This window comes from Streptomyces coeruleoprunus (genome assembly GCF_039542925.1).
Taxonomy (GTDB): domain Bacteria; phylum Actinomycetota; class Actinomycetes; order Streptomycetales; family Streptomycetaceae; genus Streptomyces; species Streptomyces coeruleoprunus.
In genome coordinates this window covers 1,637,466-1,657,852 of record NZ_BAABIT010000001.1, presented here as the reverse complement: position 1 = coordinate 1,657,852, position 20,387 = coordinate 1,637,466, and the positions used below count along the sequence as shown (strand labels likewise).

Annotated in this window: 22 protein-coding genes; 15 read left to right on the top strand and 7 right to left on the bottom strand. The window is 72.1% G+C overall.

The genetic code is table 11. The features are described from left to right. Nucleotides 1-40: 40 nt before the first annotated feature. Nucleotides 41-667 (top strand): response regulator, encoded by a 627-nt coding sequence (locus ABEB09_RS07090; protein WP_380840877.1) that lies wholly within the window; start codon nt 41-43, stop codon nt 665-667. After that, a complete protein-coding gene (locus ABEB09_RS07085) occupies nt 664-1,785 on the top strand; it encodes a sensor histidine kinase (RefSeq protein WP_345688192.1) in 1,122 nt (373 codons plus the stop codon). The genes ABEB09_RS07090 and ABEB09_RS07085 overlap by 4 nt, the downstream gene beginning before the upstream one ends. A gap of 159 nt (nt 1,786-1,944) precedes the next feature. On the opposite strand, the gene ABEB09_RS07080 is transcribed toward ABEB09_RS07085, so the two are convergent. Then, nucleotides 1,945-2,538: a TetR/AcrR family transcriptional regulator gene (locus ABEB09_RS07080; protein WP_345688190.1), complete on the bottom strand. Its 594-nt coding sequence runs from the start codon at nt 2,536-2,538 to the stop codon at nt 1,945-1,947. 133 nt (nt 2,539-2,671) lie between these two features. Here ABEB09_RS07080 and ABEB09_RS07075 point away from each other — a divergent pair, with 133 nt between their 5' ends. Next, on the top strand, nt 2,672-3,337 hold the full coding sequence (locus ABEB09_RS07075) for a CatB-related O-acetyltransferase (protein ID WP_345688188.1): 666 nt from the start codon (nt 2,672-2,674) through the stop codon (nt 3,335-3,337). 54 nt (nt 3,338-3,391) lie between these two features. Beyond that, on the top strand, nt 3,392-3,793 hold the full coding sequence (locus tag ABEB09_RS07070) for a VOC family protein (protein WP_345688186.1): 402 nt from the start codon (nt 3,392-3,394) through the stop codon (nt 3,791-3,793). Nucleotides 3,794-3,832: 39 nt separating this feature from the next. Here the strand turns inward: ABEB09_RS07070 and ABEB09_RS07065 are convergent, their stop codons facing one another. Then, nucleotides 3,833-4,228 carry a RidA family protein gene (locus tag ABEB09_RS07065; RefSeq protein ID WP_345688184.1) on the bottom strand — a complete coding sequence of 132 codons (396 nt, stop codon included), beginning with the start codon at nt 4,226-4,228 and terminating at the stop codon, nt 3,833-3,835. A 95-nt stretch (nt 4,229-4,323) separates the two neighbouring features. Between ABEB09_RS07065 and ABEB09_RS07060 the strand changes: the two genes are divergently transcribed. Beyond that, nucleotides 4,324-5,298 (top strand): helix-turn-helix transcriptional regulator, encoded by a 975-nt coding sequence (locus ABEB09_RS07060; RefSeq protein ID WP_345688182.1) that lies wholly within the window; start codon nt 4,324-4,326, stop codon nt 5,296-5,298. Between the two features lie 154 nt (nt 5,299-5,452). On the opposite strand, the gene ABEB09_RS07055 is transcribed toward ABEB09_RS07060, so the two are convergent. Then, the gene (locus ABEB09_RS07055; protein WP_345688181.1) at nt 5,453-6,376 is read right to left on the bottom strand and encodes an RNA polymerase sigma-70 factor; all 924 of its coding nucleotides are present in this window, start codon (nt 6,374-6,376) and stop codon (nt 5,453-5,455) included. Between the two features lie 297 nt (nt 6,377-6,673). Here ABEB09_RS07055 and ABEB09_RS07050 point away from each other — a divergent pair, with 297 nt between their 5' ends. From ABEB09_RS07050 to ABEB09_RS07030, 5 genes are all read left to right on the top strand, one after another. Further along, the gene (locus ABEB09_RS07050) at nt 6,674-7,057 is read left to right on the top strand and encodes a DoxX family protein (protein WP_345688179.1); all 384 of its coding nucleotides are present in this window, start codon (nt 6,674-6,676) and stop codon (nt 7,055-7,057) included. 92 nt (nt 7,058-7,149) lie between these two features. Next, complete coding sequence (locus tag ABEB09_RS07045; RefSeq protein ID WP_380840830.1) at nt 7,150-7,551, top strand: hypothetical protein; 402 nt, start codon at nt 7,150-7,152, stop codon at nt 7,549-7,551. Nucleotides 7,552-7,625: 74 nt separating this feature from the next. Continuing rightward, the gene (locus ABEB09_RS07040) at nt 7,626-8,054 is read left to right on the top strand and encodes a DUF6223 family protein (RefSeq protein ID WP_345688175.1); all 429 of its coding nucleotides are present in this window, start codon (nt 7,626-7,628) and stop codon (nt 8,052-8,054) included. Between the two features lie 235 nt (nt 8,055-8,289). Continuing rightward, on the top strand, nt 8,290-8,508 hold the full coding sequence (locus ABEB09_RS07035) for an NAD(P)-binding domain-containing protein (protein ID WP_345688173.1): 219 nt from the start codon (nt 8,290-8,292) through the stop codon (nt 8,506-8,508). 20 nt (nt 8,509-8,528) lie between these two features. Beyond that, nucleotides 8,529-8,666, top strand: coding sequence for a hypothetical protein (locus ABEB09_RS07030; protein ID WP_345688171.1), 138 nt, complete (start codon nt 8,529-8,531; stop codon nt 8,664-8,666). Between the two features lie 256 nt (nt 8,667-8,922). Here the strand turns inward: ABEB09_RS07030 and ABEB09_RS07025 are convergent, their stop codons facing one another. Next, nucleotides 8,923-9,693 carry a hypothetical protein gene (locus tag ABEB09_RS07025; protein ID WP_345688169.1) on the bottom strand — a complete coding sequence of 257 codons (771 nt, stop codon included), beginning with the start codon at nt 9,691-9,693 and terminating at the stop codon, nt 8,923-8,925. 286 nt (nt 9,694-9,979) lie between these two features. Here ABEB09_RS07025 and ABEB09_RS07020 point away from each other — a divergent pair, with 286 nt between their 5' ends. Continuing rightward, on the top strand, nt 9,980-12,727 hold the full coding sequence (locus tag ABEB09_RS07020; RefSeq protein ID WP_380840827.1) for a SpoIIE family protein phosphatase: 2,748 nt from the start codon (nt 9,980-9,982) through the stop codon (nt 12,725-12,727). Between the two features lie 25 nt (nt 12,728-12,752). On the opposite strand, the gene ABEB09_RS07015 is transcribed toward ABEB09_RS07020, so the two are convergent. Then, complete coding sequence (locus ABEB09_RS07015) at nt 12,753-13,769, bottom strand: PASTA domain-containing protein (RefSeq protein ID WP_345688167.1); 1,017 nt, start codon at nt 13,767-13,769, stop codon at nt 12,753-12,755. Between the two features lie 136 nt (nt 13,770-13,905). Between ABEB09_RS07015 and ABEB09_RS07010 the strand changes: the two genes are divergently transcribed. Then, a complete protein-coding gene (locus ABEB09_RS07010) occupies nt 13,906-14,676 on the top strand; it encodes an SDR family NAD(P)-dependent oxidoreductase (RefSeq protein WP_345688165.1) in 771 nt (256 codons plus the stop codon). A gap of 49 nt (nt 14,677-14,725) precedes the next feature. Here ABEB09_RS07010 and ABEB09_RS07005 read toward each other — a convergent pair whose 3' ends face one another. Then, nucleotides 14,726-15,595: a ScbA/BarX family gamma-butyrolactone biosynthesis protein gene (locus tag ABEB09_RS07005; protein ID WP_345688163.1), complete on the bottom strand. Its 870-nt coding sequence runs from the start codon at nt 15,593-15,595 to the stop codon at nt 14,726-14,728. Nucleotides 15,596-15,700: 105 nt separating this feature from the next. Between ABEB09_RS07005 and ABEB09_RS07000 the strand changes: the two genes are divergently transcribed. Next, on the top strand, nt 15,701-16,357 hold the full coding sequence (locus tag ABEB09_RS07000; RefSeq protein WP_345688161.1) for a ScbR family autoregulator-binding transcription factor: 657 nt from the start codon (nt 15,701-15,703) through the stop codon (nt 16,355-16,357). Nucleotides 16,358-16,593: 236 nt separating this feature from the next. Here ABEB09_RS07000 and ABEB09_RS06995 read toward each other — a convergent pair whose 3' ends face one another. Then, the gene (locus ABEB09_RS06995) at nt 16,594-17,313 is read right to left on the bottom strand and encodes a response regulator transcription factor (protein WP_345688159.1); all 720 of its coding nucleotides are present in this window, start codon (nt 17,311-17,313) and stop codon (nt 16,594-16,596) included. Between the two features lie 324 nt (nt 17,314-17,637). Here ABEB09_RS06995 and ABEB09_RS06990 point away from each other — a divergent pair, with 324 nt between their 5' ends. Continuing rightward, on the top strand, nt 17,638-18,285 hold the full coding sequence (locus ABEB09_RS06990; RefSeq protein ID WP_345688157.1) for a ScbR family autoregulator-binding transcription factor: 648 nt from the start codon (nt 17,638-17,640) through the stop codon (nt 18,283-18,285). Nucleotides 18,286-19,218: 933 nt separating this feature from the next. Next, entirely contained in the window at nt 19,219-20,250 is a 1,032-nt protein-coding gene (locus tag ABEB09_RS06985; protein WP_446697146.1) for a ParB/RepB/Spo0J family partition protein, read from the top strand. The last annotated feature ends 137 nt before the right edge of the window (nt 20,251-20,387 follow it).

Genomic DNA, 20,387 nt, shown 5'->3' with positions numbered 1-20,387 from the left:
GGTGGTGGACGACGAGGCCCTGGTGCGGTCCGGCTTCCAGATGATCCTGAACGCGTCCGACGGCATCGAGGTCGTGGCGACCGCGGGAGGGGCGCAGGCGGCCGACGTGATCCGGCGCGAGCTGCCGGACGTCGTGCTCCTCGACATCCGCATGCCGGACGTGGACGGTCTGACCGTCCTGCGGCAGATCCAGGAACTGCCCGCACCACCGCACGTGGCCATGCTGACCACGTTCGACACCGACGAGTACATCCTCACCGCGCTGCGTTCGGGAGCCGCCGGCTTCCTGCTCAAGGACACCGAGCCCGAGCAGCTCGCCCAGCTGGTCCGCACCCTGGCCGCAGGCGGGGTGGTGATGTCCCCCAAGGCCTCACGCGCGCTGCTGCGCGGTCACCCGGGGGCGGGAGCACCCCAGGACGCGGACGTGGCACGCGTGAACCTGCTCAGCGACCGGGAGCGCGACGTCCTCGTCCTGGTCGCGGAAGGACTGTCCAACGCCGACATCGGCACCCGCATCCATCTGAGCGCGGGCACCGTCAAGGACCACGTCAGCTCGATCCTGACCAAGCTGCGGGTCACCAGCCGTGTGCAGGCCGCACTGCTCGCGGAGCGGGCCGGACTGCTCGGCGAGCGCGGTGACGACGCGGCACGGGACAAGGGACGATGAGCGCGGGCCGGGCACTGTGGCGGCGGGTGCCGGCCTGGGCGGTCGACGCGGGCCTCGTCGCGCTCGCCGTGCTCGACGCCTGGGTCAACCTCTACGACGAGGGAACCCCCCTCGTGTGGTCCTGCGTCGCCCTCGGCAGCGCGGCGCTGTTCCTGCGCAGGCGCTTTCCGCTGACCGTCGTCCTGCTGACACTGCCCATGACCCTGTTCATGGACGTGGCGGTCGCGCCGATCGCCGCCCTGTACACACTGGCCGCGTCCACCCGCAACCGCCCGCTGCTGGCCGGCTGCGCCCTGCTGAACGCGGCGGTGGGAACCCTCGCCTGGCCGCTGTCCGACGCGCTCACCGGCGACCGGACCTGGACGCTCGTCGAGTTCGTCTACACGCTGGCCACAGCCATCACCCCCGTGCTGTTCGGCCAACTCGTCCAGGCCAGGCACGACGTGGCCCTCCAGCTCGTCGAAGTCGAAGAAGCCCGGGAACACGAACGCGCCCTGCACGCCCAGAACGTCCTCGCCCGGGAACGCGCCCAGCTGGCCCGTGAGATGCACGACGTCGTCTCCCACCAGGTCAGCCTCATCGCCGTACAGGCCGGCGCCATGCAGGTGGCCGCCAAGGACCCCGACGCCCGCGAGGCCGCCCGCACCATCCGCTCCCTGAGCGTCGACACCCTCGACGAACTCCGCCACATGGTCACCCTGCTCCGCGCCTCCGGCGGCAAGGAGACCGAACTCGCCCCCCAGCCCACTCTCGCCGACCTCCGGCAACTGATCGCCAACAGCGGCATCGAGACGACACTGACCGGCGAACTTCCGGCCGACATCAGCACAACCGCCCAGCGCACCGTCTACCGCACGGTCCAAGAAGCCCTCACCAACGTGCGCAAGCACGCCCCCGGAGCCCGCGCCGAAGTACGCCTGTGGCACGACGCGCACCACTTCGGCGTCACCGTCACCAACACCGCCCCCACCCGCCCGTCCGTCGCCCTGCCCAGCGCCCGCCACGGCCTCATCGGCCTGAAGGAACGCGCCGAACTGCTCGACGGCACCCTCACCGCCGAACCCACCCCGCAGGGCGGTTACCAGGTCGAACTACGCGCCGCCGCACGGCCCGACTGAACACAACCCGCTCTACGCAGCCGGAGCCGCTTCTCGGAACGCGGCCTCAAGCCCGTACCTCTCGGCCGAGGTGCTGACGACACTGCGAGAGCCCGGGTGACGGGCTCGACCCGCAGCCGGGAGAGCAGAGGGCCGACGTCGCTTCAGCCCTCTTGACCGTCACGCCGGGCGGGTGGCGTACGCGGCCATGAACATGTCCAGCAGGCCGTCGACCGAGCCCTCGTCGATCGGCCTGGTCGTGAGCAGGTGGCGGTAGTACAGCGCCCCGCACAGCACCTCGGTGGCGAAGGTCAGGTCCGCGTCGGCGCGTAGTTCGCCCGTGTGCTGGGCGCGGGTGATCCGGTCCAGGGTGCTCCGCTCGACGGTGCGCAGGAACCGCTCGTCCAGGGCGGCGCGGAGCGCGGGGTCGGACTGGGCCTCGGCGATGACGGCACGGTAGACCGGTCCGATCGGCGCTTCGGCCAGGGCGGACGAGGAGCGGAGGAACTGTTCGCGCAGGTCGTGGCGGAGGTCGCCGGTATCGCGGTAGTCCAGGTCCGTGGTCCAGGCGCGGTTGAGCGCGTCCAGCAGCAGCGCCGCCTTGGACGGCCAGCGCCGGTAGATCGTGTGTTTTCCGACCTCGGCGCGTCGGGCGATGGCCTCGATGCTCAGGCCCGCGTATCCGACCTCGGTCGCCAGTTCGAGCGTCACCTGCAGCAGCGCGTCGGTGCGTGCGGCGCCCCGGCGTCGCGGGGCCGGGGGTTCGTTCGCCATGAGCCCGATCCTAACGGCACGCGCCATGCCGTTGACACGTCACGGGAGCGGCGGCAAGATGATCAAGTGAACGGCACGCATCGTGCCGTTTCTTGCTGGAGATGAGCCCGCGCCGATGAGGAATCGCAGCCCCATGCCCGTACCCGCCGACCCGACCGTCCTCCATCCGATGCCCGGCCAGCCGAGGGTGGTCCAGCTCGAGCCGCTGGTGAAGTCCCCGCTGATCGAGGTCGGCGCGTACTCCTACTACGACGATCCGGACGACCCGACCGCCTTCGAGACCCGCAACGTGCTCTACCACTACGGGCCCGAGAAGCTGGTCATCGGGAAGTTCTGCGCCATCGGGACGGGGGTGCGGTTCATCATGAACGGCGCCAATCACCGGATGGACGGCCCGTCGACCTTCCCCTTCCCGACCATGGGCGGCTCCTGGGCCGATCACTTCGACCTGCTCACCGGGCTGCCCAACCGCGGGGACACCGTCGTCGGCAACGACGTCTGGTTCGGCCACGGCGTGACCGTCATGCCCGGCGTCCGGATCGGCCACGGCGCGATCATCGCCACCGGCTCCGTCGTCACCTCCGACGTGCCCGACTACGGCATCGTCGGCGGCAACCCCGCCCGCCTCATCCGCACCCGCTACGAGGAGCAGGACATCGCCCGGCTCCTCGCCGTGGCCTGGTGGGACTGGCCCGCCGAGCACATCACCGCACACGTACGGACCATCATGTCGGGCACCATCGCCGACCTGGAGGCCGCCGCCGAGGACGCCCCCTCGCCCGGCGCCCACAGGGACTGACCGTCCCCTTCGCCTCCGCCCTCCCTCGCACCTCCCACCACTCCAGGAGCCGCCGTGAAGGTCACCACCTCAACCCTCTCCCTCACCGTCGCCGACGTGGACGCCTCGCGTGAGTTCTTCTGCGCCCACCTCGGATACGAAGTCGCCATGGCCGCCGACGGCTTCGCCTCGCTCACCCGCGGCGAGACCGACGCCGCCGCCGACATCGTGCTGCTCCGCGCCGGCACCGAGGTCCTCCCGCCCGAGCAGCGGGACCGGCAGGCCGGCGGCCTGATCCTGGCGCTCACCGTCACCGGCCTCGACGCCGAGGAGCGCCGGCTGCGCGAGGCCGGTGCGCCGATAACGATGCCGCTGCGCGAAGAGCCGTGGGGCGAGCGCCTGTTCCAGATGACGGACCCGAACGGGATCGTCGTCCAGCTCGTCGAATGGGTCACCCCGACGGACCCCGCCTCGTAGAGGCATGCCCCGGCTGCGCCAGAAAATCGGCGCGGCCCGTCACGCGACGGCGGTCCCCTCGAGTTCGACCATCTGGCCGGGGATCGCCAGTCGCGTCACCCCGAGCATCGTGGTGGTCGGCGCGACTCCGGCGGCACCCAACCGCGCCGCCAGCACGCCGTAGTGCTGGAAGAGCAGGTCGACGTCCGTCGTGTAGACGTTGAGCCGGACGAGGTGCGCGAGGGACATGCCGGCCTCGCCGAGCACGGCCTCCATGTTGTCGATGCTCAGCGCCAACTGCGCCGCCATGTCACCGTCGTGCTCGGGCCTGCCGTCGCCGCTCATCGCGGTCTGCCCCGAGATGTACAGGGTCCGTGTGTGCCCGGAGACGACCTCACCCTGGTTGAAGCCCATCCCCACCGACCACGTCACCGGGTTGACCGCTGTTCGTTCCATCGCCGCACCAGCTCCATTCGATTCACTGACAGTGCGCAGGAGCCTCCCAACAAAACATGACAACCTCAGTCATGTTTTCCGGTTAAAGTTCCCGCATGCGCGCCGACCGGTTGGTCTCACTGGTGCTATTGCTGCGCCGGCGCGGTCGGATGACCGCGGACACGCTGGCCCGCGAGCTGGAGGTGTCCACCCGGACCGTGCTGCGCGACATGGAGGCGCTGTCCGCAGCCGGCGTCCCGGTCTACGCGGAACGCGGCCGGCACGGCGGGTTCGCGTTGTTGCCCGATTTCCAGACAGCGCTCACCGGACTGAACCGCGACGAGGCGCTCGCCCTGCTGGTCGCCGGATCACGGCGCGGCGCGCAGCTGTTCGGCCTCGGTACGGCCCTCGCCTCGGCCATGCTCAAGGTGGTCGACGCACTGCCCGACGGGCTTCGGGACAACGCGGCCGACGCGGCGCAGCGATTGCTCATCGACCCGGAGACCGACCTCCTCTCGCGCCGGGTGGCCGCCGAGGAGGTGCCGGACGCCATAGTGGCCGAGGTCCGGCGCGCGGTGTTCGCCGGACACAAGCTGCGCATCCACTACGCGGCTGTGGACCAGACCCCGAAGTGGCGCACGGTGGACCCGATCGGCCTGGTCACCGTACGCGGCCAGGGCTACCTGCTGGCCACGAGGTCCGGCGCGGACCGCACCTACCGGCTGTCCCGGATCCTCGCCGCCGAGGAACTCGACGAACCCGCGCAGCGACCGGACAGGGTCGATCTGGACCGGGCCTGGCAGGAACGCAACACGCGGTTCCGGACCGGCGGCGACCAAGTGGCCGTGCTGGTACGGGTGGATCCGGCGCGGCGGGAGGAACTGGTGGGCACCGCGCTGGCCGTCTGCGATGAAGAAGCCGACGCGGACGGCTGGCTGCGGCTGAACGTGATCTTCCAGGATTCCAGACACGCCGAGTGGGCGCTGTGGCAGCTCGCCACGAACGCGGAAGCCCTGGCCCCGCAGTGGCTGCGCACTTCCCTGCGCAACCGCGCCGCCGCGATCGTCAACCGCTATGGGGTGCCGTCCTGAGAGGCGGCGTCCTCGGAGTTGACGCCCTGTGCGGGCCGGCGCCGACGCGATTCGAGGTGAACCGCCCGCGGTGGGCGCACCCCGTCGGACCGGGGCACCGGCCGCACCCGGGGCGCCAAGGGCCGGACTCCACGGGTGAACGTGACCGTCCCGGTTACCGCGTCAGCCTGCGGGTCCGCTTCACTTCCTGGTCGACGGCCCAGGCGTCGGCGACCGGTCCGAGGTGGCCGAGCTTGTCGGGGTTGATGACCGAGCGGATGGTCTGGATCCGTCCGTCGAGCACGTCGAGGGCCAGGGCGTGGAGGACCTTGCCGTCGCGGTCGCGGAAGATCGCGCCCGGTTGGCCGTTGATCTCGTGCGGTTCGAAGCCGATGTCGATCCGGGCCATCAGCGGGTGGACACCGGCGAGGAGCCGGGCCACGTTCTGGGCGCCGACCACGGCCTTGGCCAACTGCGGGGCTTTGCCGCCGCCGTCGCCGACGAGCCGCACGTCGGCGGACAGCAGATGCTGGAGTGTGGCGACGTCGCCCTGTGACAGTGCTTCGAAGAACCGCTCCGCCAGTTCCTGTCGCTCCTGACGGTCGGCCTCGAAGCGGGGACGACCTGCTTGCATGTGCCGCCGCGCCCGTACGAGCAGCTGCCGGCAGGCGGCTTCCGAGCGTCCCACCGCCGAGGCGATCTCGTCGAAGCCGAAGGCGAACACCTCGCGCAGCACGAAGACCGACCGCTCCAGCGGGCTGAGCCGCTCCAGGAGCAGGAGCGCCGCCATCGACACCGAGTCCGCGAGCTCCGCGGCCCGGGCCGGGTCCTCGTACGGGTCGTTCAGCAGGGGCTCGGGCAGCCAGGGTCCGACGTACTCCTCCCGCCGCACGCGCGCGGAGCGGAGGACGTCGATCGCGATGCGGGTCACGGTGGCCGACAGGAACGCCTTGACCGACACGGGCCGGGTCGCCGAGGCGTCGAAGCGAAGCCACGTCTCCTGCACCGCGTCCTCCGCCTCGGCGACGCTGCCCAGCATGCGGTACGCGATCGAGAACAGCAGCGGCCTGAGCTCCTCGAACTCCTCGACCTTCTTCACGTCTTGTCCCCCTTGTGCCTTCCCGTCCCGCATCGGATCGCCGACGCGGGGAGTCCGTCGCGGATCATCCGGTCGTCGCGCACCAGGGGCAAGACCCTGCTCCGGGGCCTTCAGCCGCGCGTTCATCGTGTGCTTCTCCGTGCTCGTCGGTGACTTCACTTCCGAGACGAGGCAGCCCGCCTCCCTGTGACACGGCGCGAAGTGACCCACGTCTCCACATCGGCGGCGCTCGGGGATGTCACAGGGCGTGCCACCGCCTCGTCTCGGGTGCGGAAGACCTCGACCAGGGAGTTGATGATGAACCTCGCGCTGTGGATCACCGCCGGGCTGCTGGCCGCCGTCTGCCTCATCGGCAGCGCCAAGATGTTCGTACCGCGCGAAAAGATCGGCGCCATGGGCGCCTCCGCCGAGTGGGCCCTCGACTTCAGCCCGGCCGCGCTGAAGGCCATCGGCGCCGTCGAGCTCCTGGCCGCCGCCGGCCTCGTCCTGCCCGCGGTGCTCGACATCGCACCGGTCCTGGTGCCGCTGGCCGCCACCGGACTCGTCCTGCTGTTCATCGGCGCGATCACCGTCCGGCTGCGGCGCGGCGAGCGGATCACGATCGCCGGCGACGTGATCTATCTCGTCCTGGCGGCCTTCGTCGCCTGGGGGCGCTTCGGCCCCGAGTCGTTCACCGGCTGATCATGGAGTGATACGCGTCACATGCTGTCACAGCCGTCGGGGGCCCGGTGTCTTGGGGGCGGACCTTTGGAGACGACGGAGGAGAGCACACCATGAGCGGCATGACGACGAACACCAGACGCACCGTCGCGTTCCTCAAGGCCGCGGCAGCCCTGCAGACCCTGTGCCTCTTCTTCCAGGCGGTCACCGCCGGCATGCTGCTGACCTCATCCCACGGCTATCTCCTGCACGACATCGGCTCGAAGGTGATGTACGCCGCCGCCATGCTGTACCTGCTCGCCGCGGTTCTGGCGTGGCGCCCGGGCGGCGGATCGGCCAGGCCCGTCCTGTACGCCACCGGCTTCCTCCTCCTCGCCTCGGCGCAGGTCGCGTTGGGCATCGCCCACGTGCCCTCGCTGCATGTCCCCCTGGGCGTGGTGATGTTCGCCCTCAGCACCCTGGCCCTGGTCCGGGAGCTGTTCCCGCGTCTGCTGCCGCGCTCCGCTGCCGGGTAGCCGCCCGGCGGGCCGCCGCGCCGATCTCCTTGAGGACCCCCGTTCACACCCGTATCAGAAAGGCAGGACACCTCATGTCCGTTCGCTCTGTGCTCGCCGTGTCCGCAGCCGTCCTCATCGGCGGTCTCGCGCTCGCCGAACCGGCCGCCGCGGACCCCTCGGTCCAGCCGGCCGCCGCGAGCGTCTACACCGTGAGCGTCGGCCGGGTCGGGGCCTCCCTGTCCGCGCTCGTCGGCCTCCTCGGCGCGCTCAGCGGCGCCCTGGCCCTGACCCGCTCCACCAGGCAGGGACGCGTCGGCACCTGGGCCCGGCGCAATGGATCCCTCACGGCTCTGGCGGCGGGCCTCGTCGCCGTGGCCGTCGGTGGCGTCGTCGCGGCCACCGCCGACGGCGGCCTCGGCACCGGCAACGGGCTCGGCGGCGCCTACTTCGCCGTGCTCCTGGGCCTGCTCGCCCTCACCCTCGGCTGGCTGGCCCGCTCCGGTCCCCGCCGCGCTCGTTGACCTTCGCCGCCACCTGGGGCCCACCCCTGGGGCCGCTCCTGGCGCCGCCCGCAGAGGCGGCGCCAACGAGGAGCACTACCAAAGAGACATCGGTCGCATCCATCGAAGGATGCGCGCGGAGCTTGTCGGGGTTGAGCACGTTGCAGATGGACCGCACGCGCCCGTCGGGGCTGAGGGCGAGTGCGATCACGCCCCACAGCCGCCCGTCGGCGAACAGGGGCCTGCGGTCCCGCACATGCTTACGGGCCCGGTGCGCCATCTGCCGTACGGCGTCGTTCGTCCGGTCGAGCAAGGAGACCTCACCGGCGGGGCCGCCGCGGCCCGGACCGGGACCCTGGTCCTCCTCGCGGGCGGTGACCCGAGCGGGCCGCCCGGGCTGCGGCCGGTGCTGGACGCGATCGCCCGGGACGTACGCCACTTCGGCCCGGCGGGCGCGGCACCCGCTTCGAGCTGATCCTCAACGCCCTGCAGGCCGTGCACCTCGCGGGGTTCGGGGAGGCGCTGCGGCCGGCCGGGGCGGCGGGCCTGGATCCGCGTCAGGTCGGCGAGGCCGTGCTGGACCGCCCCGGAGGCGTGGTCACGCGCCTCGCCCGGCCCGGCCCGAGCCGCTGAACTTCTCCGCCGCATGGGCCCACAAGGACCGCGCCTACGCCGTCCGCCCGGCCGAGCAGGACGGCCGGAACCACCACCCCTCCTCGACGCCGCCCCCGCCCTGTTCTCCGCCGCCCTCGCCGAGGGACGCGGCGAGGAGGACTGGAGCACGGTGAACCCGGTCGCGCCGCATCAGCCGTAGGAGCTGGGCGGTGGCGCCGACCGCCCCGCTCCACGGCGAGGGGTGGGCGCGGAGCGGCGCCCGCCTCGCCTGCGGTCAGAACTGGATGTCGACGTCCAGGTCGGCGTCGAGCAGGCCCTTGACTCCGAGGCTCGTGTCGATGTCGTCGTCGAGGCCGAGCGCCACGATCAGGTCCACGTCGACCTGCGAGCCGAGCGCGAGGTTCGCGTCGACGGCGAGCGCGGCGTCCGCGGTGACGCCCGCGGCGAGCTCGGACGTGACGGCGGTGCCGAACGCGGCGTCGACACCGGTGAGGAGCGCGGTGTCGAGGCGGATGCCCTGGGGGGCCAGCCGGAGGGTCGCCACGGTGGTACCCGCCGGCTTGACGAGCCTGGCCTTCCCCGGCTCGTCGACGGTGCCGATCCTGACGTTGGTCTTCGCGCCGACGTTCGCCATGAGGGCGCCGGTCTTCAGGTCGACGCCGACGTTCGCGATGCGGAGCTTCTTCTTGCCCTTCGCCAGCACGATCGCGCCGACGAGCCTGGCCTTGGCGCCGGTGACCTTGCCCCTGCCGTGCGAGAGGGCACTGCCCCTGCCCACCTTCAGCCGGATACCGCCGTCGGCCTCGACCGCTCCGTCCGCCGCGGCGGCCACGATGCCGCGCGACTCCAGGTCGAGGGCGGCGTTGAGGTCGAGCGCCAGTCCCGCGCCGGCCAGCCCGGTCTCGGCGGCGGGGGCGGCCGCGACGGCGGCGGCCGGGGCACCGGCGGGGGCAGCGGCGAGGGTGGCGGGGGCGCCGACGCCGGACATCAGCACAACGGCGAGGGCGACGGCGGGGACGCGGCGGCAGGACGACATGGGTGTCACGGACCTTTCCAGGGCGGGTATCCGAGGCGGCGGCCCCAGCCGGGAGCGCCGCGGTGATCACCAGTCAGAATGGCGGCCGGCAGGCCCCTCACCCCTGACTGACGCGGTGTGCGTCACTCGTGTCGGCGATACGGACGCCGAAGCGGCGTCCACCTGTGCCACCGGTCACGGGTGTCACGAAGGAGCGGGTGACCCCGCGGCCGCCGTCGGCTCCGCGGGCTGCCGGGGCGGGCGCGCGGCCGTGGGCCTGTCGCCCCTGAGAGGGAAAGCGATGTAGAAAGTGGCCATGAAGGGAAAGGGGCATTTCCGGTCGGGTCATTCGTCGTGGCGGTCCTCGGCGGTGAGTGCCTCCTCCCGGGGCGGGGCGTCCGGCGGTTCGCGGCGCAGGTGGGCGCTGTTGAGCCCGCACAGTGCCGCCCAGCAGGTGTTCGTGCTCCAGCTCCTCATCGTGTTGCTGCTGGTCGCGGGCGGTGTGACGGCGCTTGTGGTGCAGGCCAACCGGGGCAGTGAGCGGGAGGCCGAGCGGTTGTCGCTGGCCGCCGCCGAGATGTTCGCGAACGCGCCCGGTACCGCCGAGGCACTGACCGGCCCCCGTCCCACGGCGGTGCTGCAGCCGCGTGCCGAAGCGGCCTGGAGGCGGGCCGGTGTGGACTTCGTCCTGGTGATGGACACGCGGGGCATCCGCCTCACCTACCCCGACCCGCGGCAGATCGGGAAGAAGTTCGTCGGGACGATCCGGCCCGCGCTGGAAGGCGGCACCGTCGTCGAGCGGGCCGGCGGGCCGCCGCTGCCCACCGGCACCGGAACGGCCGTCCAGGCCGTCGTGCCGGTCAGGGCGCCGGACGGCTCCGTCGTCGGTCTCGTGTCCGCCGGGATCACCGTGGAGAACGTCGGTGACCTGGTCGACAGACAGCTGCCCATCATCCTCGGCACGGGCGCCGCCGCGCTCGTCCTGTCCACGACCGGGACCGCGCTGGTGTCCCGGCGGCTGCGCCGGCAGACGCACGGCCTGGGCCCCGCCGAGATGACGCGGATGTACGAGCACCACGACGCGGTCCTGCACGCCGTACGGGAAGGCGTGCTGATCGTCGACGCCGACGGACAGGTGCTGCTGGCCAACGACGAGGCGCGGCGGCTGCTCGACCTGCCGGAGGACGCCGAGCGGCGGCGCGTGCCGGACCTCGGGCTCGACGCGGACACCGCGCGGCTGCTGGCCTCCGGCGAGCCGGTCACCGACGCGGTACGGCTGGCCGGGGACCGGCTCCTGGCGGTGAACAAACGGCCCACGGCCCCGTACGGCGGGCAGGCCGGCAGCGTCGTGACGCTGCGGGACACCACGGAACTGGCGGCGGTCAGCGGGCGCGCCGAGGTGGCGCGGGAGCGGCTGAAGCTGCTGTACGACGCCGGGATGCGGGTCGGGACCACGCTGGACGTGACGCGCACCGCCGAGGAGTTGGCGGACGTGTCCGTCCCGCAGTTCGCCGACGTGGTGACGGTCGAGCTGCTGGACGCGGTCCTGCGCGGTGAGGAGCCGTCCGCCGAGGCCACCGGGATGCGGCGCGCCGCCGTCGTCGGCCGGGAGGGCGACCGGTCCCTCTTTCCTGTCGGCGAGGCGGTTCCGGCCGAGCCCGCCGACCGCCTCACCGCCCGGCTGGTCGAGGGGGCACAGGCCGCTCCGGACCACGACCTGCACTCCCTCGTCGTGGTCCCGATGCGGGCGCGCGGCGCGCTGCTCGGCGCGGCGAAGTTCTGGCGGGCGGGCGGCTCACCCGCGTTCGAGGAGGAGGACAAGTCCTTCGCCGAGGAGCTGGCCGCCCGCGCGGCCGTCGCCATCGACAACGCCCGCCGCTACACGCGCGAACACACCATGGCCGTCACCCTCCAGCGCAGCCTGCTGCCCCGCGGGGTGCCCGAGCAGAACGCCCTGGACGTCGCCCACCGCTACCTTCCCGCGGCGGGCGTGGGCGGCGACTGGTTCGACGTGATCCCGCTGTCCGGGACGCGCGTGGCCCTCGTGGTCGGCGACGTCGTCGGGCACGGCCTGCACGCCGCCGCGACCATGGGGCGGCTGCGGACCGCGGTGCACAACTTCTCGACGCTGGACCTCGCGCCCGAGGAACTGCTGGACCGCCTCGACGAGTTGGTGGCCCGCATCGACGCCGACGAGGCCGCGGCCGACGAGCGGGACGGGACCGGGATCACCGGGGCGACCTGCCTCTACGCCGTCTACGATCCCGTCTCCGGACGGGTGTCCGCCGCGACGGCCGGTCACCCGGGGCCCGCGGTCGTCGACCCCGACGGGACCGTGACGTTCCCCCGCCTGCCGGTCTCCCCGCCGCTCGGCCTCGGCGCCGGCCTGCCGTTCGAGAGCGCCGAACTGACCCTTGCCGAGGGCTCCCGGCTGGTCCTCTACACCGACGGGCTGATCGAGGACCGGGCCCGGGACCTGGACGCCGGCCTGGACGCCCTGCGCGTCGCCCTGACGGGTCCCGACCGCGGCCCCGAGGAGACCTGTGCCCGGGTCATCGACGCGATGCTGCCCGACCACCCGACCGACGACATCGTCCTGCTGGTGGCCCGTACGCGCCGCCTCGGCCCTGCGAACGTCGCCGAGTGGGACGTGCCCCGCGACCCGGCGGCCGTGGGGCGCGTCCGCAACGCCTGCGCACGCCGTCTGGCGGAGTGGGGCCTGGAGGAGATGGGCTTCGCCACCGAGCTGATCCTCAGCGAGCTGATCACCAACGCGATCCGCTACGGCGGCGAACCCATCAGCGTCCGGCTGCTCCACGACACGTCCCTGATCTGCGAGGTCGCCGACGGCAGCAGCACCTCTCCCCATCTGCGGCGGGCCAAGACGACGGACGAGGGCGGCCGCGGCCTGTTCCTCGTCGCCCGCTACGCCGAACGCTGGGGCACGCGCTACACCGCCGCGGGCAAGGTCATCTGGACCGAACAGCCCCTGCGGGACGGCGTCGTGGAGCCCGGCGGGTCGGCCGAGGACCTGCTCGACCAGTGGCCCGACGAACCCCTGTGAGGGCGCCGGCCGGTGAGGGCCGACGTCAGCACCAGCGCGTGTGACGGCACGGGCTCCAGCCGCCGCCCCCGCCCGAGCCGCCCGTGTCCGGAGCGTCCGGGAGACCATTGGGGAAGGCCTTCGTGCGGTTGCGGTCGCGGGGGAACGGGTCGCGGTAGTCGGGGTCGCCGTCCTTGTCGCGGTCCGGCAGGCGCGTGGAGGTGCCGGTTCCGCGGTCCGGGTCCGGGCAGCCGTTCTCGGGGGACGACAGCTCGAGCGTCACCCACGTGTCGGCGGGGACCTTCTCCCCCGCGGCGGGGTCGTGGGCGCAGACCCGCCAGTCGTCGTACGCACCCTCGTCGGGCAGGGTGTCGTTGACGTACGCCGCCTCGGCGCGCACCCGGTCGGCCGGGACGCCCAGGGCGACGACCTCCGCGCGGGCCTTCGGCCATGTCTTCCACACCAGCTCGGGCATCGTGGGCCAGGGGACCGGGCCGCCGTCCCGCTTCGGGCAGGGGTCGCCCGTGCGGACGGCGCCGAAGTCGAGCGTGGGGCGCTCGCCGGTGTCCGACCGCTGCTGGAAGCACACCGTCCACAGCGAGCGGGCCGTGATGTCCTTCCGCTCGTCGGACGCGTCGTGGTACACGACGGTGAACCCCGACTTGGTGGCCCTCCCGTACGCAACGTCCAGGCGTTCGCCCCGGTAGTCGCGGGCCGGCCGGGGGCTCGGCGAGGCAGGGGGCGCGGCGCTGGAGGCGGTGACCGGCGGACGGGTGCGGTGCGCGGCCGTCGCCGTGTCCCGGTCCTCCCGCGGGTCCGGAACCACCGCGCCCAGCAGGGCCATCGTGCCCATCGTCGCCGCCACCTTCCCGGCCTTCGGCCACGGGCTGCCGCGCCACAGCACGACGAGCGCCACGATCAGCGCGACGGCGCCCAGCCGGGTGTCCACCAGGCCCAGCAGCGGGACCGCGGCCACGCACACGAGCCGGCCGGAGGGTGTGCGCCACCAGGCGCGGTCTCTCCGGGGCGGGGACGGCTCGGGAGTGGTGCGCGGGGCTGCCATGGCGTTGGTCCTTCGGCTGTACACGGTCGTGCGGGGGTGCCTGCGCATCGTAGGTGCGGGCGCTTCCGGGCCGTTCCGGGGCCTCCCCGTCCACGCGGTCGCCCGTGGTGCGCGGCCGGACGGCATGATGATCGTCATGACCATTTCGGGAGAACTGCTGTACGGGAAAGTCGTGTTGGTCACCGGCGCGAGCAGCGGGATCGGGGCCGCCGCAGGGCGGGTGTTCGCGCGGGAGGGGGCGTCGGTCGTCCTGGTGGCCCGGCGCGAGAAGCACCTCGCCTCATTGGCCGAGGAGCTGACGGAGAGCGGCGCCCGGGTGTCGTACGTGGTGGGGGACGTGGCCGACGGCGAGGACATGCGGCGTGCCGTGGCACACGCCGTCGAGCGCCACGGGCGGCTCGACGGGGCCTTCAACAACGCGGGGATCGGCGGCGACCAGGAGCCGCTGCACCTCATGGGCGACGACGTCTACGACGCCGTCATGGACACCAACGTACGCGGCCTGTGGAACTGCCTGCGGCCGCAGATCGCCGCCATGCTGGAGACCGGCGGGGGCGCCGTCGTCAACAACGCCAGCGTCGGCGGCCTCGTGGCGATACCGGCCGCCGCGCCCTACGTGGCCTCCAAGCACGCGGTCGTCGGCTTCACCAGGGCGGCGGCCGAGGAGTACGCGCGCCAGGGGATCCGGGTCAACGCGGTGGCGCCGGGGTCGACGCGCAGTGAGATCACGGTCGACTGGTACGCCCGCAACCCCGGCCTGGAGGAGGCGATCCACGCGGTGACCCCGCAGGGACGCACCGCCGGCCCCGAGGAGATCGCCGAGGCCGCTGCCTGGCTGCTCAGCGACCGGGCCTCCTATGTCACGGGCGTCGTCATGCCCGTGGACGGGGGCTATGTGAACCGGTGACGAGGAAGGGCCGGGGCACCCCCGTGCGCCGGCCCGTCCTGTGCCGTCGTCAGGACAGCGTGATGCGGAACGCCTTCTCGCCCTGCTGGACGCCGACGACCTCGACGAGGGCGGGGCGTGCCTCGTCGGACGTCCTGATCACCGACGCGGCTATCCAGCAGGGCGCGTCGAACTCGACGTAGCGGTCGAAGGTGCTGGTGACCGCGTGCGGGACCGGTGCCGACGGGCCACCGGCGGCGCGGGCCGCCTGGTAGGCCGCCTCCAACAGGACCAGGCCCGGCACGTGGTCGACGGGGTGGTCGTACAGGGTGGTGTTGCCGACGTCGTACCGCAGCTCCCAGCGGCCGGGCAGGTGCGTCGCCGCCAGGACGACGTCCCGCTCCGTGTCCCGGCCCACCATGTGCGCGGGCAGCGGGGCCGGTACGGGGGCTTGGCCCCACGGGACGCGCGGCTGGTCGCCGCGCAGACGGGCGTAGACGGACGGGGCGATCCAGCTGAACTCGACGAGGGACTCGGCCGCCTTGCGGCCGTCGTGCAGGACGGACAGTCTCATTCGGGCCGAACGCCGGCCGGTTTCCTCCCAGTCCACGACGACCAGCAGTTCGGCGGGTACGTGGCGCGGGATGCGGTAGTCGTCGGCGACCGAGAAGTCCATGCGGTCCATCAGGGTCTGGTGCGAGAGCGGCACACCGCACTCGGCGTGGGCGACGAGCAGACAGCTCTGCCGGATGGTCTGGGTCAGCAGCAGCGGTTCGTAGTGGGCGCCGACCGTGGCCTCCGGCCAGCGGGCGGTGACCGCGAAGCGGTCGTCGCCGAGCGGGGACCAGCCGGTGACCAGGACCGCGTCGGCGTCGTGCAGGTGGACGTACTCCTTGCGAACATCGCGAAGTGCCCTGTCGCCAAGTAAAGACTTGTGCATGTTTCCCCCTCAGGGCTCCCCGTGGAGCCTTCTGTGACATGTTAGGAAGTAAAATACCGGCGTGCCGGTCTTTTCTTGAGGGGCCTTGGAAGAGAGGTAGATCACGTGGCAAGACAGGAACGCGCCGTGCAGACGCGTATCGCCATCCTGGAGGCGGCCGCCGCAGCCTTCGGCGAGCGCGGATACGACGCCACGCCCGTCACCGAGGTGTACGAGCGTGCCGGCGTGACGAAGGGCGCCCTGTACTTCCACTTCGGCTCCAAGGAGGACCTCGCCCGGGCGATTCTCGACCAGGCGGTGACCACCGAAGGCGTCGCCCCGCACGAGCTGAGGCTCCAGGAACTGGCCGACATACTGCTGCTCATGGCGTACCGGCTGCCGCGTGAGCCCGTGCTCAACGCGGCCCTCAGGCTCTCCGTCGACCTGCCGTCCCAGCAGCTGTTCGGCACGCGCTGGCCCGACTGGAGCGACCTGCTGACCCGGCTGCTGGCGGAGGCACGCGAGCGCGGCGAGGTCCATCCGTACGTCGACGAGGCCGAGACCGCCCGGATCCTGGTGGGCGCCTGGACCGGCGTACGGCTCGTCACCGCCGGGCTGCCGGGCGACTTCGACCTCGTACGGGAAGTCGTGGCGCTGCTCCGGCTGATCGTGCCCAGCCTCGCCGTGCCCACGGTGCTCGCCCGGCTCGACATCTCCGCCGAGCGCGCCGCCACCCTCTACGCCGAGATGACCGCCAAGGAGGGCGAGGACAGGGGCGAGTAGCGGCCCCCTCACCGCGGGGCCGCCCGGGACGCCGCCGTGTTCTCCGCCGCCCACCGGCCGAAGTCCCGCGCGTCGGTCCGGTCGGGCGGCGCACCGCGTCCCGGAGACGATCGGTTCTCGGCCGGGCATGCGCGGCCCTGGCGCGGGGGGTCGCCGGGGCCCACGCCGTACCGGATGTGCGGACCGCTCGGCTCGTTCGTCTCATTCGGCTCTTCCGGCCTGATGCCTCCGGCGTTCTACGGCTCGCCCAGGCGGAAGCCGACCCCGCGGACCGTGATGATCCAGTTGCTCGAACCGAGCTTGCTCCGCAGGCTGCTGACGTGCGTGTCGATGGTGCGCCCGGGGCGCGACCAGGAGTCGTCCCACACCTGGGTCATCAGCTGCCGGCGCGACACGACGGAGTCGGGGTGCGAGGCCAGCAGGTACAGCAGCCCGAACTCCTTGCGGGTCAGCTCGACGGGCTCACCGTTCAAGGTCACTTCGCGGGTCCCGGCGTCGATGTGGAGCGGACCTTTGGTGATCACCGTCTGCGGCGGCCGGCTCGGCCGTACGCGGCGCATCACCGCTTCGATACGGGCCATCAGCTCCCGGAAGCCGTACGGCTTGACCATGTAGTCGTCGGCCCCGGCCTGCAGGCCGAGCACCCGGTCCAGCTCGCTGTCCCGGGCCGTGACCGCGATCAGCGGGGTCGGGCCCGCCATGCGGATGCTGCGGCAGACCTCCAGGCCGTCGAGGTCCGGGAGGTCCAGATCGACCAGCAACAGGTCGGCGCTGCGGTACGCGCGCAGCGCCTCGGCGCCCGTACCGACGCTGCCGGCCAGGTAGCCGTGCCGGCGCAGCCCCTGCACCAGGGAGTCGGCGGACGACGTGTCGTTCTCGACGACCAGCACCTTCAGGGCGGCGTGGTGGGTGCGGGATATGTGGGGTTCGAGAAGGTCCGTGGCATGCCGCTTCATCTGCTGCTCCCCCTGCTGAGTCCGGCGACGGGCACTCATGAGTAGACCGATGGCCTTGAAACTACAAACCGGACTGCCGGTTTGTCAATGTTTCTCACATCACTGCAATGTCCTCTGAAGGGGAGCTGTGGCGTTCGGCTATGGGGTTAATTGCCCTGCTGTGTCCCTCCTCTTGAAGTCGATCGGACGTACCGACGTCCGGGCCGGCTGGCCCGTCCGTCCCCCTCCTTGGCGACTTGGCGTCGGCCTGCTGGAGGAAAAACCGGCATGTTGGTTTGATATTCGTATGCACTCCTCCACTCCACCGAACGACGGGAGCCCCTGGTGACCAGGCAGGAAAGGTCCGAGCGGACCCGGCGCGGCCTCATCCAGGCCGCGGCAGAGGCCTTCGACGCGAACGGCTTCGTCCGCACGCGGTTGAGCGAGATCAGCGCGGGAGCGGGGGTCAGCCCCGGAGCCCTCCACTTTCACTTCGAGAACAAGGCGGCGGTGGCCGACGCGGTGGAGCGGGTCGCACGCGCCCGCCTGCGCTGCGCCGCGAGGGCCGCCCTGAATCAGGAGAGGGGCGCGCTCCAGAGCCTGATGGACCTCTCGCACGCCGTCGCCGTCCTGCTCACGGACGACGTGGTGGTGCGCGCGGGCGTCCGGCTCAATGACGACTCGGACCGTCCGTCGGGACACGACCTGCACAAGGACTGGCAGGACCTGGTGGAGGCCCTGCTCCTGCGGGCCGCCGAGGAGGGCACTCTCGACACCGAGGTGCCGACCCGCTGCCTGACCCTCGTGTTGGTGGCCGCCTGCACCGGTCTCGAGGCGCTGGGGAGGTCCAACCCGGTCTGGCTGTCCCGCTCGTCGGTCACGACACTGTGGACGCTCCTGCTGCCGCGCATGGTCGGGCCGTCCGCCCTGCACGCGGTGGACCCCGCCGGGCGGGACGGCGTCATCCGCTCCGCCGTACCGTTCCCCGCCTGACGGGCGCGGCCGGCCGTCGGGGCGGGGCGGCGGCCGGCCCGGAAGAGTGGCGTGCACCTGACCGTCGAGTAACCCCCGGAAAGACACTGTCCGCAGGGCGGAATTCCCTGGCGAATAACGCTCTCATTCCGTGTTCCTATACATCGGCAAGGGATTCCGGGACCGGCTCGGGTGCGGTGCATACCGGCCAGCCCGGTACCCCCTGCACATCGGCCCGCATGCGGCGCGGGCCACCTCCGGCCGGCACACCGGACCGGCGCTCCGGGCCACCTCGCCGGAGGGCCGAATCCGTGCGGTATCGCTCAGTGATTCGCCCGGTTTGAGGGGGAGTTGAGGGAAGCGGCCGGAGCCGATGGTTGGCCGGTTCGATTCTGGACACCGGGACGCGCCCGAATCCTGATGCGACGTCAGTCTTCCGGTCTTCGGGTGGCTGGCCGATACGCCGGGCGCCGCGCCGCCGAGTGTGCGAGGGTGACATCGAGCCGGACACGGGGGCTCAAGATCTCCGAAAAGACCGGAGTCCGAGGGGGCAAGTCCATGGTCATGTGCGGCTCGACAGCACTGCGACGAAAGGTGACCATGGGAACGGAACCCCGCAGGTCCAGGAGGTGTGCTGAGCCGAGCCGCCTGGCCGAGAAATCCGTGAAGCACCGCGAGAAACAGATCTGAGCGCATTCCTTTCCAATAGGGGGTATTCGAATGGATCAGCCAGATACTGCCGCAACTGATTCTTCGCGTGGTGGAAAGACCGCCGATCTGATGCCGGTGTCCCTGCCATTGGCGGACACCCGTGGACAGGAGTTCGTATCCGTCGCCATATCCTCGCTCAAGCCGGGCGAATCCCCGCGATCCCAGGGGCAGAACAGAGAACACATTGCCAGACTGGCCGCTATCGAAGCACCCCTCCCGCCGATTCTGGTGAACCGGCGGAACATGCAGGTGATCGATGGCACCCACCGCCTGCTCGCCGCCATGCTGCGAGGCGATGAGACGATCCGCGTCATCTTTTTCGACGGAAGTCCGGAAGAGGCATTCCTGTGCGCCGTCAGGGCGAATGTGGCCCATGGGCTTCCCCTCTCCCTCGCCGACCGCCAGGCCGCCGCCACCCGGATCGTGGCCACGCATCCGCACATGTCCGACCGTGCGATCGCCCGCGTATCCGGACTGGGGGCCAAGGCCGTCGCCGCCATCCGGCGGCGTTCAACTGACGCCGGGCAGCAGTTGAACACGCGTATCGGAAGGGACGGGAAGGTCCGCCCGCTCAACAGCGCGGAGGGCAGACGCCGGGCCGCCGAAGTGATGGCCGCCCACCCGCACGCCTCTTTACGGGAAGTGGCCCGCCTGGCGGGCATCTCGCCGGCGACGGCGAGCGATGTGCGAAGACGGCTCCGGGCAGGGGAGCTCCCCGCGCCGGACCGGCACGCGCGGGAAGGGCAGGCACGGGACGGCGGAGGTCCGGACGGCGGCGCCCCGCACGGGCACGCGCTCGAAGGCCGGACACCCGACGGCGGCACACCGGAACGGCACCCGCTCGACGGGCGCGCACCACAGCGCCCCGCCCAGGACGGGCACACCGCCGACCGGCACGGCGCGGGGGCCGCCGCCGCGCACGGCCGCACCGATGAGGCCGAGGGCCGCGGTGGCACGGCCGTGGCCGACCGGGCCACCAGACGCAGGCACGAGCGGCTAGCCCGCCTCATCCAGCCCGACCCGGGATACGTCCTGGAGAAGCTGCTGCGAGACCCCTCGCTGCGGCACAAGGAGGAGGGCCGGCAACTGCTGCGGCTGCTCCAGCACAACGCCATCGGCCGCCAGGAGTGGTCCGAACTGACCGCCGCCGTGCCGCCGCACTGCGGCAACCTGATCGTGGACCTCGCCCGTCAGTACGCCGAGACGTGGCGCGAGTTCGCCCAGGAACTGGACGAGCGCGTACGCTCCATCACCGGCTCGGCCATCGGCGGATAACCGCCGGCGCACCGCGCCCCGACAACCCCCCACACTTCGTGCGGGGGGCGCCCGAGACCGTGCACCGGCCCCATGGCACGGCGCGCACGACCCGCTCGGGTGGCCCCCGTACCGCGAAACCCGGCCGCGACGCCCGA